The sequence below is a fragment of the Deltaproteobacteria bacterium genome, from assembly GCA_009692615.1.
Lineage (GTDB): Bacteria > Desulfobacterota > Binatia > UBA9968 > UBA9968 > DP-20.
On the sequence record SHYW01000020.1, the window covers coordinates 42714 to 54744 of the forward strand.

At 56.7% G+C, this 12031-nt stretch carries 14 protein-coding genes; 7 read left to right on the forward strand and 7 right to left on the reverse strand.

What is annotated here, in order from left to right:
- From EXR70_07030 to EXR70_07040, 3 genes are all read right to left on the reverse strand, one after another.
- Positions 1–1008, reverse strand: a complete 1008-nt coding sequence (locus tag EXR70_07030; GenBank protein ID MSP38228.1) for an ABC transporter substrate-binding protein — start codon at positions 1006–1008, stop codon at positions 1–3.
- Positions 1009–1017: 9 nt separating this feature from the next.
- Positions 1018–2148 carry an amidohydrolase gene (locus EXR70_07035; GenBank protein MSP38229.1) on the reverse strand — a complete coding sequence of 377 codons (1131 nt, stop codon included), beginning with the start codon at positions 2146–2148 and terminating at the stop codon, positions 1018–1020.
- A gap of 139 nt (positions 2149–2287) precedes the next feature.
- A complete protein-coding gene (locus tag EXR70_07040) occupies positions 2288–3235 on the reverse strand; it encodes an NAD(P)-dependent oxidoreductase (protein MSP38230.1) in 948 nt (315 codons plus the stop codon).
- Positions 3236–3411: 176 nt separating this feature from the next.
- Between EXR70_07040 and EXR70_07045 the strand changes: the two genes are divergently transcribed.
- A complete protein-coding gene (locus EXR70_07045) occupies positions 3412–4404 on the forward strand; it encodes a glutathione S-transferase family protein (GenBank protein ID MSP38231.1) in 993 nt (330 codons plus the stop codon).
- Positions 4405–4601: 197 nt separating this feature from the next.
- Here EXR70_07045 and EXR70_07050 read toward each other — a convergent pair whose 3' ends face one another.
- From EXR70_07050 to EXR70_07065, 4 genes are all read right to left on the reverse strand, one after another.
- Positions 4602–5048 carry a TIGR03618 family F420-dependent PPOX class oxidoreductase gene (locus tag EXR70_07050; protein ID MSP38232.1) on the reverse strand — a complete coding sequence of 149 codons (447 nt, stop codon included), beginning with the start codon at positions 5046–5048 and terminating at the stop codon, positions 4602–4604.
- A 13-nt stretch (positions 5049–5061) separates the two neighbouring features.
- Positions 5062–5280, reverse strand: coding sequence for a hypothetical protein (locus EXR70_07055; protein MSP38233.1), 219 nt, complete (start codon positions 5278–5280; stop codon positions 5062–5064).
- A gap of 80 nt (positions 5281–5360) precedes the next feature.
- On the reverse strand, positions 5361–6191 hold the full coding sequence (locus EXR70_07060; protein ID MSP38234.1) for an NAD(P)-dependent oxidoreductase: 831 nt from the start codon (positions 6189–6191) through the stop codon (positions 5361–5363).
- A gap of 135 nt (positions 6192–6326) precedes the next feature.
- On the reverse strand, positions 6327–7337 hold the full coding sequence (locus EXR70_07065; GenBank protein ID MSP38235.1) for an LLM class flavin-dependent oxidoreductase: 1011 nt from the start codon (positions 7335–7337) through the stop codon (positions 6327–6329).
- 567 nt (positions 7338–7904) lie between these two features.
- Here EXR70_07065 and EXR70_07070 point away from each other — a divergent pair.
- The 6 genes from EXR70_07070 (at position 7905) to EXR70_07095 (ending at position 11539) form a co-directional block, all read left to right on the forward strand.
- Positions 7905–9104 (forward strand): cupin domain-containing protein, encoded by a 1200-nt coding sequence (locus EXR70_07070; GenBank protein MSP38236.1) that lies wholly within the window; start codon positions 7905–7907, stop codon positions 9102–9104.
- Positions 9105–9230: 126 nt separating this feature from the next.
- Positions 9231–9473, forward strand: a complete 243-nt coding sequence (locus tag EXR70_07075) for a hypothetical protein (protein MSP38237.1) — start codon at positions 9231–9233, stop codon at positions 9471–9473.
- Complete coding sequence (locus EXR70_07080; protein ID MSP38238.1) at positions 9466–9897, forward strand: putative toxin-antitoxin system toxin component, PIN family; 432 nt, start codon at positions 9466–9468, stop codon at positions 9895–9897. The genes EXR70_07075 and EXR70_07080 overlap by 8 nt, the downstream gene beginning before the upstream one ends.
- Positions 9898–9970: 73 nt before the next feature.
- The gene (locus EXR70_07085; protein ID MSP38239.1) at positions 9971–10210 is read left to right on the forward strand and encodes a hypothetical protein; all 240 of its coding nucleotides are present in this window, start codon (positions 9971–9973) and stop codon (positions 10208–10210) included.
- A 398-nt stretch (positions 10211–10608) separates the two neighbouring features.
- Positions 10609–10833, forward strand: coding sequence for a hypothetical protein (locus EXR70_07090; GenBank protein MSP38240.1), 225 nt, complete (start codon positions 10609–10611; stop codon positions 10831–10833).
- Entirely contained in the window at positions 10826–11539 is a 714-nt protein-coding gene (locus tag EXR70_07095) for a hypothetical protein (GenBank protein MSP38241.1), read from the forward strand. The genes EXR70_07090 and EXR70_07095 overlap by 8 nt, the downstream gene beginning before the upstream one ends.
- The last annotated feature ends 492 nt before the right edge of the window (positions 11540–12031 follow it).

The window sequence follows — 12031 nt, forward strand, 5'->3', positions numbered from 1 at the left end:
TCAGCGCGCCGAGGGTAGCATAGTGAAGTCGACGAGCTTTTCGGCGTCGAAATTCTCCGGTATCGGCCGTTCTTCGCCTAAGATTTTTAGATAGCCTAGCACCTTCTTGGAGTTGATGGCGCCGTCGGGCGAAAAGATCGCGGTCATCGATTCGTAAGACCGTTCCGCTTCGGCTGCGCTAATTTTGAAGCGGCTGGCGATCATCTTGACCGCTTCGGCGCGATTGTTGCGCTGCCAGTTGACCGCCTCCAGGACGGCGGCGATGGTGCGGCGGATGCGTTCGCGGTTGCTACGGATTTCCGCCTGGGAGGTAAACAGGCCGACGTATGGGATGTCGGCGAGGTCGCCCAGATAAAGAAATTTCTTGTAGCCGAGACTCACGGCTTTCTCATCGAAGGGCGGGCTCAAGACCGCGCCGGCCACTTGATTGGTCGTCAATGTCGCGAAGCTGTTGGCCGTTCCGCCGGTGGTGACCAAGTTGATTTGTTTTTCCTCGATGGCGAGTTTTCGCAGTCCAGCGCGGGCGAAGTAATAGGGCGAAGATCGAATATCCGAGATGGCGATGCGTTTACCGATGAGATCTGAGCTTCGATTTATTTCTTTGGTCGTGACCAAGACCCAAGGAGAGTCGCGGTAGAGCGACAGCACGACGACCAACGGCAAGCCCGCCACCGCGGCGTTGATCGCCGACTGCGGCGAAGTGAAGAATTGAATATTGCCATTGAGAATCGCTTGGGGACCGAGCGCGCTACGCATCTGAATATATTCGACGTCGACGCCGGCTTTGGTGTAGAAGCCTTTTTCTTTGGCGATGTCGAAGGGAAGGGTGGAAACCGCCGAGGACGGGTAGCCGATGCAGACTTTCTGCGGCGGTTCGGCGGCGTGTAGCAAATTGCTGAAAAACAATCCAAGTACCGTAAACAAGACCGTCCATTGTTTGGAGGACCGACACGTAGGTCTGCCCCTACAAGGAATGTATGCACGGAATTTTTTGCTTGCACCGTTCATCGTGTTCTATCACCCCGTCATGCCGTAGTACGTCGCGCAGTTGTCCCAGAGAATTTTCCGCTTGTCGTCTGCGCTCAGCGGCAATTCTAAAAATCGTTCCACGGCTTTGGGATACTTGGTGTCGACGTGGGGAAAGTCGGTGGGGAAGACTAGTCTTTCGTTGCCGAGATAATCGATGGTGTATTTCACCGGTTCTTCGTCGCATTCGACGGACGCGTAACATTGGCGCTTGAAAAAATAACTTGGCGGCGAATCTAAATGCGGCGCCCATTGATCGCCGTAGAGTTCCCAGTGTTCGTCGAGACGCCAGAGGAGAAACGGCAGCCAGCCGCAGTTGCCTTCGAGAAAGGCGACGCGCAGCTTAGGATGGCGCGCCAAAATTCCGCCGCCGCAAAACGCGCCGACGGCGAGCATCTGTTCCAGCGGATGAGAGAAAGTGTGGCGCAGCATAAAATCGTAACCGAAGTTGTCGCCGGCTTGGCGCGCCGCGGAATTATTCGCTTCGTGAAAGCCCAGTGGCACGTCGAGATCTTCCAGAGCCGACCACAGCGGTTCGTAGTAAGGCTCGTGCCAGTTGTGGCCATTGACGATATTGGCGCGCAGAAAGATCGCGCGGAAGCCCAGCTGCTCGACGCAGCGCCGCGCTTCGCCGATCGCGTCGTCGATGTTGAACGGCGAAATCATGCCGGCGCCGATGAGCTTCGCGTTGTCCGCTTGGCAGAAGTCATGAAGCCAATCGTTGTAGGCGCGCGCCAACGCGGCGGCGAAGTCCACTTCTAACTCTGGCATGGCGAGCACGTTCAGGCCGCGGCTCGGATAGAGAATTGCCACGTCGATGCCTTCCTCTGCCATTGCCTCCAATTGCACTTGTGCCGACCAGCCGCGCTGATTGTGTGGCGCAAATAATTTCTGATTCTTATGAAAAATATGTCCCGGCGGTGGCAGCGTTCCCGCCGGCGGATCGTCGGGCCGGCCCCAGGCGCGGCCGTCGGGGCCGACCAAGCGCAGGTCGCGCACGTGATCGGTGCAGCCAATGGGCGCACGGTGTGTGAATTTCTTGTCAATGTAACGCCGCCAGAGATCGGCCGGCTCCAAGATGTGCATGTCGCTGTCGAGAATTTTGTAGCCGTGTTTGGCCATTTGAAACCTCCGAGCGTAGAAGCCCTCGTTTCGCTCCTTCGCCACGCGCTTCGCGCTACTCAGGACCTACTCGGGCAAACGGATTAAGCTGCCGATTCCCCGAGTAGCCCGTAGGGCGTAGCGAGGGGTTCCCGCCGGTTCATTTGCTCTCCGGATGCGTCGAAATATATCGCGCCGCTTGCGCCGGGTCCACTCCTTCGGCGCGCAGTTCGACTTGGGCTGCTTCTTCCTGGAGACGAAAGGGGACGGTATACGCCGACAGATCGCCCCAGCCACGGTTGAGCGCCGCGACCAGAGTTTGCTCGGCGATGTTCGCCAGCGGCAGCGGTACGTCGAGCGTCCGGCCCAATGCGGTGGCCAAGCCGACGTCTTTGCGCAGGAGCTTGAGCGGAAAGGTGTCGGTCGCATAGTCGTTGCGAAAAACATTTTGCGGCACTTGGCTGTGCAGCACGTGCATGCGCCCGACCATGCCGCGGCGCACGCATTCCCAGAGTGCTATGGTATCGACGCCGGCTTTAACGCCAAGCGTCAGCCCTTCGGCGATCGCCTGGGAGATCGTGCTGTTGATCATCTGATGCACCAGCTTACAAATGCTCCCCGAACCCAACGGCCCGGCGTGAATCACTTGATCGCCGAAGGCGTCGAGCACCGCTTTGGCGCGCTCGAAGATTTCCTTTTCACCGCCGACCATCACTTCATGGATACCGCGCGCGGCGCCCGGTTGTCCCGAGGCCACAGGAGCATCGAGAACATGCGCGCCTTTGGCGGCGAACAGCGGTTCGAGTTTGCGGATCAGCGTCGGTGGGCTAGTCGAGATGTCGATGTAGATGGCGCCGGGTTTGATGCCGTCGACAATTTGCTTCGCAACTTGTTCGACGTCATTGGGCATCGGCAGCGCGGTCATGACGATATCGCTTCGTGCCGCAAGTTCAGCCGCCGATGGGACGACGGTAGCGCCGCGCTCGCGAAAGGGTTCGCTCGCTTGCGCGCGCAAATCGAAAACGTTGAGCGGAAAGCCGGCGCGCTGGATATGGCCCGCGACCGGGCCGCCCATATTGCCGAGACCGATGAATCCGACGGTTTGCATGTGTTACCCCATTTGTTCTGCTTATCGCAGAAGGAAGATTCGGGTGTCAATGCGCATAAAGCACACGAAAGATTCGGACGGTTCACCGCAGAGGCGCTGAGGACGCGGAGACGGAGTCTTTTTCGCCTGCGGAGATTCTGATAGAAGCCAGTTAGCGAACCGAAGGGAGAACTCCTATGGGCCACATGCTAGACGGGAAATGGGTGGACGACGATCGGATCACGGCCGATGTACGCGGCGCGTTCGTCCGCGCCGACTCGCAGTTTCGCGGCTGGGTCACGGCTGACGGCAGCGCGGGGCCGTCGGGTAGCAGCGGTTTCAAAGCGGAAGCTGGACGGTATCATCTTTTCGTTTCCTACAATTGCCCATGGGCGCATCGGGCGATCATTTTTCGAAAACTGAAGCAGCTCGACGGCGTAATCTCGATGTCGCTGGCCGACAAGCCGAAGAGCGCCGGTTGGGCCTACTCGGAGGCGATCGACGACTTTCGGCCAGAAGAAGACGGCGTGTTTCGTCTGCACCAAGTTTATGCCGCGGCGAACGCCAACTACACCGGCAAAGTCACCGTACCGACGCTATGGGACCGCGAGCGCCGGACTATCGTCAACAACGAGTCGTCGGAAATCATCCGTATGTTCAACGCCGGTTTCCGCGCCCACACGAATGTCAGCTACGATTTTTATCCGCAAGAGCTGCGCGGCGAGATCGATAAGATAAACGAACTGGTCTACAGCCATTTTAACAACGGCGTCTATCGCGCCGGTTTCGCGCGTAGCCAGGAAGCGTATGACGAAGCGGTAAGAAAAGTTTTTGTCTGTTTGGATCAAATGGAAACGTGGCTCGGCGAGCGGCGTTACCTAGCCGGCGATCACATCACCGAAGCGGACTGGCGCGCATTTCCGACGTTGCTTCGCTTCGATCCAGTCTATCACGGCCACTTTAAGTGCAATCTGCGGCGCGTCCAGGACTATCCGAACTTGGTAAATTATTTACGCGAGCTGTATCAGTGGCCGGGGATCAAGGAGACTTTTGACTTGCAGAAGACCAAGGCGGGTTATTACAGCCAGATGAATGTAAATCCGACGGGGATTGTGCCGGTCGGGCCGGACATGAGCCATCTTGAATTGGCGCATGATCGCGGGCGGTTGGCGGCGCGGCCGGAAAATTAATTTCACCACGAAGGACACGAAGTTCGGATTTTAAAGGAGCGCGGACATTCTTATCCGCGTATTCTCGCGGGTTAGAAAACCCGCGCTACTGTCGACACGCGAGAGCACCACGCCACCACCACCGGGCGTATGGCCATACGCTACATTCGGACTCGCTCGCGGAATTTTTTTGCGAACTTTGCGTTCTTTGCGGCCAATCAAATCCGATTGACGCTCTGCGGGCCGACTTTTTCGATGTTGATACGAATTAGCACGCGTTGTTCGTCGGCCATTTGTTTTTTGTAGTCATCCCAGTTTTTGTGCTCGCCGCGCACCGTCTTGTACCAGTAGATCAGTCCATCCATCGCTTGCGGTAGATCGACAACTTCGGCGCTGCCGTGGATCTGCACGAACTTCGAGCCGCTGTATTGCTCGCCGAAGACTAGCATCGACACGCGCGGATCGCGGCGCAGGTGTTTGACTTTGTAAGTCGTGCCGCGCGAGGTCAGGATGACTCGCCCGTCGGCGTCGATGGCCGGCGTCACCAAGGTCATTTGCGGCAAGCCGTCTTTTTGATGGACCGCGATGCAGGCGCGGTGGTTTTCTTGCAAGAACTTCTTTGCGGCTGCTAAATCCACAAAATCCTCCTCAGTCGGGCAAGCCATGGCAGTTCGAACCCTATAGTTTGCCGTCGATCCAAAGTTTTGCCAGTTCAAAGCCGTAGGAATCGGCCTGCTCTTGGCTGTCGAATGTTGCGCGGCGCCGGCCGTAGATCGGATTGCGTTTGGGCCTTTCACCCTCGTCGATCACGATGGTGGCGCGGGCTACCCATTCGCCTTTGTCAACTTCTTCGGCGTCGAGTTCGACGCCGTGGCCTTGGTAAATTCGGTTGTCCATAAGATGAAATGAGACAGAGACAGAGACAGAGATGGAAATGGGGATGGGGCGGTCTCTATCTCAACTCTCTGACTAGTCTTCTAGATGCTAGTTTTCCCGCCGTTCAGCTTGATGCCCAACGCCGCCAGCGCTTCGACTACGGGAATTTCCGCGCCGAGTTCCTTGCCGACCGCGGCGGCGAGCGGCAGATCTTTATCGTAGAGATTGGTGCCGGGATTGAACGTCATCTCGTTGCCGTTGAGTTGGAAGCGCGTCTCCCAGCGCTCCAAAATATTCATCGACTTAGTTTTCTGCATGAGATCCAACGCGGCTTTGTAGCCGATGCCGCCGGCCTTGGCGATCTGCAGCGCTTCGTAAACTACTAACGCTTCCGAAGCGGTGACCATGTTTTTGAAAAGTTTGGTGACATTGCCGCAGCCGAGCGGTCCCATGTGGACGGCGTCCTTGGCCATGGTCATCAAGTGCGGCTTGACGCGGTCGAAGAACGCTTTCTGGCCGCCGACGAGAAATGTCAGGCCGCCTTGGCGCACGACGTTGGGCACGGCGGTCATGCAGGCGTCGATAACGTTGACGCGTTTCTCGGCGGCGGCGAGGGCGACTTTTTTAGTCGTGCTTGGACGGATCGTGCTGTGGAGCAAGATCAACGTTCCCGGCGCGGCGCCTTCGACGACGCCGTTGGCGCCGAGCATGCAGTCGATCACTTCTTGGTCGGTGCGCACAACGACGTCGACGATGGTGCAGGCTTGGGCGACTTCCTTCGCCGAGTTCAATGTCTGCGCGCCCTCGGCGCGCGCTGCTTCCTGGCCTTTCGTCGTGATGTCGAAGGACAGCGCCGAGACGTTTGATAATTTCAAGCGCGAGAGCAACGCGCTACCCATCGCGCCGGTGCCGACAAATCCGATTTTTTCCATGATCTTCTCCTTGTTGTTCTTAAATATGCTTTGGTTGCTATACGTCGGATTGTTACTCACCACGGAGGCACCAAGGACACGAAGGTTTCGGATAAAACAATTCCGAACTTCGTACACTTCGCGGTGAGACGTCCGTTACTCGCTGCCGCCCAACTTCGCCATGACATCCTTTTTAAATAATTCGATCGTGCGCAGCGATTCCGCCAAGGTTAGATCGCCGAAGGCGAATTGGCCGACTAAATAATTCGCCGCCGATTCGTCGAGCTGGGCTTGGAGAAATCTTCTTACTGTCTCAGGGCTGCCGGCGATGGCTTGGCCGATCGCCATCATCTGGTCGAACTCCGGTGAGCGCGGATGGGCCGGCATGCGGGCGCTCATGCGCGCGAGAAAATAAAAATTCTTGTGCCACACCGGATAGGCGCGCCGGGCGACGGTCAGCGCTTGTTGATCGTTGTCGGCGATGACGATAAAGCGGCTGAGCCCGAGCTTTGGCGTCGGTTTGTTGCCGTGCAGCGCGCGCCAGACTTCGAGATATTTTTCGTTGAAGCTACGTGTGTCTTTAGCCGAGTCGAGGCTCACCATGTTTAAGCTTTGCTTGGCGGCGCGCTCGGCGGCTTCCACCGAGTGGACGCCGTACCACATCGGCGGATGGGGCTTTTGCAGCGGTTCGAGCTCCATCGGCACGTCTTTGAACTTGTAATGTTTACCCTCGAAGTTGAGGGTCTTTTGCGTCAAGCCCTGCAAGATCAGCTCGCGTCCCTCGGTGTACATTTCTTGCGCCGAGTTTGGGTCCTGGCCGTACAAAGCATTTTCCGTCGGCGACGAGCCGCGGCCGAAGCCGATCTCCATGCGCCCGCCGCTCAGTTGATCGACCATGCAGATCTCTTCGATCAAACGCAGGGGATGATGCAGCGGCAGGGCATAAACCATGGGACCGAAGCGCAGAGTCTTCGTGCGCTGAGCGATGGCGGCGAGAAACACGCTCGGCGACGGCGCCATGCCGATGGGCGTCGAGTGATGCTCGGCGAGATGATATGCGTAGAAGCCGGCACGCTCGTAGGCTTCGATAAGTTTTAGCCGCGCTTCATAAAATTCACTGAGCGGCAAATCGTTGCGGTCGAGATGATCGAAAATTCCGAAATCCATACCACGCCGGATATATCGTGAATTGAGATCAAATCAAAGCTGCGCGGTGAAAATTAGCACGTTGAAAGAGGGCAAATCCTTTGAGGGCGATTCTGGTTGAAAAATCTGGCGTAGGGGCGCATCTGTGTGTGCGCCCGTCTCAGAGGGCGGACACATAGGTCCTCCCCTACGGGATTTGTCGTCCCAGGCCCAACGATGCTATCTATGGTCAACGGAGATGACGGTAATGGAAAAACCACCGATCAGAAAAGATTACTTCGAAAGCGAGTGCGGTTGCCGCAAGTGGTTCGAGTCCGTGCCCGGCGGGCCAGTCGAAGTGCTAGAAGAAGTCGTCGAGTACTGCGAGATGCACGAGATTGAGAGCGGCAGCGCGTGATGCTTGCGAGAAACCGAAGACGAAAAAGGGGTTTCACCGCAGAGACACAGAGTTCGCAGAGTTCGGAGTATATCTTGATCAATAAAGTTTTTACTCCGCGTTCTCAGCGGCTCTGCGGTGAGCTTTCCGAAAACCTGCGCGTGCTGCGCAAACGTTGAAGCTTAGTAATAGATAGAGTCCAGGAGATTTTGATGGCGCAAGAAACTTCGAGTCCAACTCAGTGGCAAGAACCCGACAAAGGGCAGAACGCCGGCATCGGCAGCTGGAACCGGCCCAACTCGCCATACGACAACTTCATGGAAAGCGAAGGGGTGCCGATTTACCGCGGCATCGGCGTCGAGCGCGTGCAAGAGCTGCCGTTCAAACCGTGGAAGCGGCTGGGCGGAAGAGGAACGTTTATTCAGCTCTACGGCACCGAAGGTTTGTGGGGCTGTTACGTCGTCGAGATTCCCGGCGCCGATGGGCTCAAGGCCGAGCGCCACATGTACGAAGAAATTTATTTGGTCGTCGAAGGGCGCGGCACCACCGAAGTGTGGGTCGACGGCTCGGCGCGCAAACATCAGTTCGAGTGGCAAACCGGTTCGCTCTTTTCGATTCCGATGAACGCTTGGCATCGCGTGGTCAACGCGCGCTCGACGCCCGCGGTGTTGCTGGCGGCGACCACGGCGCCGAACATGGTCAACCTGGTGCGCAACAGCGATTTCATCTTCAACTGCCCCTATGTTTTCAAAGACCGCTACAACGACGGCGAAGACTTCTTCAAGCCCAACGTCGATGTCGTGCCCGATCCGCTGCGCGGCCTGGCCATGAGCAAGACCAATCTGATTCCCGATGTCTTCAACAGCGAGTTGCAATTGGACAACCGCCGCTCGCCCGGCTACCGGCGCATGGAACCGCGCATGACCGAAAATGTTTTTTATCAATTCATCGGCGAGCATGAGAACGGCCGGTATTCGAAAGCCCACGCCCACGCGTCGGCCGCGGTCTTGGTCTGCATCAAGGGCAAAGGCTACACTTACACGTGGCCAGTGAAGTATGGTCTCACGCCGTGGAAAGACGGCCACGCCGACAAGATCATTCGCCAAGATTACGATCACGTCGGCATGGTCAGCGCAGCGCCGATGAGCGGCGACTGGTTCCATGCGCACTTCGGCGTGAGCAAAGAACCGATGCGCCTGTTGGGCTGGTATGGGCCGAATAATCACCGCGCGCAGCAACCCGGACGGCCCGGTGAAAAAGCCATCGACGAAGGCGCCATCGACGTACGCGACGGCGGCACGGCGATTCCTTACGACGAGGAAGATCCGTTTATCCGCGCGGAGTACGAAGAAATCCTAAAAAAAGAAGGCGTGACTTCGCGGGTGACGGATAGTTTGTTTCGGCGGACGTAGATTGGGATTGCGGTGTGACAAATCGACTAAATTGGGCTGTTTATGCTACTCTGACATTATTAGAATAGACGCCGGAAAATGACAGGGCGGTTAACGCTCCGTTGCGAAGCAATTAGGGAGGAACTTATGAAAGCGGTCAAGGTAGAAACCGACGGGTCGATTAAACTCCCTAAAGAAATGCTGCGGCTGTTCCCGACTTCGAGCGAGTTGGCGGTATGGACGGAAGGAGACATGATCGTTTTGAAGCGGTTACACCCGCTAAAGCCGTCGCGAATCGCCGAACGAATTCCAGAGAATGGGCCGTCACTTGCGGATATCGCGACTGAGGTACACGGCATGAGGCGCGAGACGCGGCGGCGGCGTGGCTAAAGTCCGAGTCGTGCTGGATACCAATGTCTATGTCTCAGCGCTGCTGTGGACCGGCATCCCGCACCGGCTGCTGCGCTTGGCGGAAGAAGGCGATCTGGCGTTAGTGACCTCTCCATCGATTCTGGAAGAGTTACGCGATGTGCTGCGGCGTCCGAAATTCAGACTCAGGATCAGAACGTTGCAGACTTCCGTGGCGGAACTCATGGAATCGCTGTTGAGCGTGGTTGAGGTGATTCCCGATTCGGTGATGGAGCCGGTCATCAAGAGAGATCCAGACGACGATAAAATTCTCGCCTGTGCGGTGGCCGCACAGGCGCCGTGGCTTATTTCTGGAGACGATCATCTGCTGAGCCTAAAGCGGTACAATGGGATTTCAATCGTTACGCCGAGCCAATTTTTGCGTGCATGGAAGAGCGTCCAATAGGCTACCATCATCCAGAAAACATTAAGATCGGAACGATCTGAAATAAAAGTTCCAGCATAACACTTCGACTGTAGTGCTCGAACACTATCAGCGTGAACAAATAACTCTAGCGCCTGTTGGGCTGGTACAGCCCCAACAACCCGGCCGGCCGGGAGAAAAAGCCATCGACGAAGGCGCCATCGACGTGCGCGACGGCGGCACGGCGATCCCCTACGACGAGGAAGATCCGTTTATCCGCGCGGAGTATGAAGAAATCTTGAAGCGAGAAGGCGTGACTTCGCGGATGACGGGTAGTTTGTTTCGGCGGAAGTAGAGCCGGTTGTCGATGCTGCGAACGAACTACCCTGGCGTTCGTCTGAGGATTGGCACAATGACAAGCCGTAGGGGAATCGCAGTCTCAATCGCCGACGCGTGGTCAATACGATGGTTTCCTCAACACACTTATACAAATTGAGTTTGATGGTTATGTTGACGCGTCATCGTAACTGAGTTACCGTTCCTTGCATGAGCACCTTACCTACCCGTGCAAAGCGCCTTGCCGGCGGCCGGCCGCGTACCAGCGATCTGAGCCGCGCTGAACAGTTGCGCCACGCCAAACGCGCGCAGCGCGCCCGTGAAGGAGATGCCGGTCAGACGGAGGCCCGGATCAAGTTACCCAAGGTGTTGGCTCAACGCCTATCGTTCGCGTCACGGCAACCGGGATTCGTCGCCGTGCTGACCGAACTCCTGGATTCCGAAACGATCGAAGTAGGACGCTACCCGCAGCTCAAATTTTTGTGCTGGAATCGGCGCAATCATTTTCTCACTGCTCACGACGCGTGGAGTCTGTACGAGCGCAATTGGCGTTTTGTCGAACCGAATCGACTTGAGACGTCGGAGCGTCAGTTGATCGAGACGCTCTCTGCGCGCTTCGGCGGCGGGATCATGCATGGCTGAGTATCGGCGTCCACGCCACCGTAAGGTCGCGCGTGTTCTTGACGCCCTCGACGCGGCGGTCCTGGCACGAACCCATTGCTGTTTCGGCGGCGGCACGCGCATCGCGCTGGAACTTGACGAATTTCGCGAGTCGGAAGACATAGATTTCATTTGTTCCGACCTTGTCGGCTATCGCACTCTACGTGCCACTGTTGAAAATCGCTCGCTCGGGATTCTGCGGCCGAAATTACCAGCGGGCGTGTCGTTACTTCGCGACGTGCGCGCAGATCAATACGGTATTCGTACCGTGTTCGGCGTCGATGGCGAGCCGGTGAAGTTCGAAATCATCCTCGAAGCGAGAATTCAGGTAACGGCTGCCAAAGTCAAAAGCATTCCAGTGCCGGTCCTGAGCCGAACCAGTTGCTTCGCGGAAAAATGGCTGGCCAATGCCGACCGCTGGAATGACACCGCGGTTTTAAGCCGCGATGCGTTCGACTTGGCGTTCATGCTGCGCGCTTGGGATATCGACGAAGCGCGCGCCGGCGCGGAACTTGCCGGCGGCGCCTATGGCGATGCGATTCGCCGTGCCGCGCGTGCCGCGAGCACCAAGCTCCTGGAAGATGCCAAGTACCGAAAGTACTGTGCCCAGAACCTCGGGATCGCCGATTCGAAGAGCCTGGTGCCGGGATTGAAGAAGCTCGCGAAAGTAGCAAAAGATCTGCCTTGAATCCCACCGTTTGATAAACAAGGTTGTCTGGAAATTAATGTCTCGGTTATTGACGAGTGATTAAATTTGATTGCTCGATGAACATGGTTCAAAAAAGATTGTCGAGATTGATGGTCTGCGAGATTGTTGTGACCCCGCGGACCCGTGGATTCAGCGCTAAGTGAATCATTGATCCGCAGTTTTTTCATGATTAGCTCTACCACTAAGCTTTGGTTTTTTGGCGCGATAGAGAAGCCAAGCTTTCCAGCAAGGCTTTGAGCAAGTTCGCGATCAGAAGCGCCCGTTCTTCAGATGTAGCGGCAAAGGATATTGCTTTGAGTTTCAGCATGGGGAATCTGGGAAATTTTCTGTCGTGGCAACGTCAATATGTCATGTTAACAGCAACGCGATTATGTCAGGGTAGTGCGTTGGGTTGAGGTCGTAAGTTAGAAACCTGGCCATAGCGGAACCCCACCTTGTTGGAGTTGGTTCGATATAGGCCAAGTGTGTGCG

Coding starts and splice junctions, on each gene's coding strand:
- EXR70_07070 (MSP38236.1), top strand. CDS start 7,905: ATGGCGCAAGAAACTTCGAGTCCAACTCAGTGGCAAGAACCCGACAAA.
- EXR70_07095 (MSP38241.1), top strand. CDS start 10,826: ATGGCTGAGTATCGGCGTCCACGCCACCGTAAGGTCGCGCGTGTTCTT.
- EXR70_07060 (MSP38234.1), bottom strand. CDS start 6,191: ATGGAAAAAATCGGATTTGTCGGCACCGGCGCGATGGGTAGCGCGTTG.
- EXR70_07045 (MSP38231.1), top strand. CDS start 3,412: ATGGGCCACATGCTAGACGGGAAATGGGTGGACGACGATCGGATCACG.
- EXR70_07075 (MSP38237.1), top strand. CDS start 9,231: ATGAAAGCGGTCAAGGTAGAAACCGACGGGTCGATTAAACTCCCTAAA.
- EXR70_07030 (MSP38228.1), bottom strand. CDS start 1,008: ATGAACGGTGCAAGCAAAAAATTCCGTGCATACATTCCTTGTAGGGGC.
- EXR70_07050 (MSP38232.1), bottom strand. CDS start 5,048: ATGGCTTGCCCGACTGAGGAGGATTTTGTGGATTTAGCAGCCGCAAAG.
- EXR70_07040 (MSP38230.1), bottom strand. CDS start 3,235: ATGCAAACCGTCGGATTCATCGGTCTCGGCAATATGGGCGGCCCGGTC.
- EXR70_07035 (MSP38229.1), bottom strand. CDS start 2,148: ATGGCCAAACACGGCTACAAAATTCTCGACAGCGACATGCACATCTTG.
- EXR70_07065 (MSP38235.1), bottom strand. CDS start 7,337: ATGGATTTCGGAATTTTCGATCATCTCGACCGCAACGATTTGCCGCTC.
- EXR70_07055 (MSP38233.1), bottom strand. CDS start 5,280: ATGGACAACCGAATTTACCAAGGCCACGGCGTCGAACTCGACGCCGAA.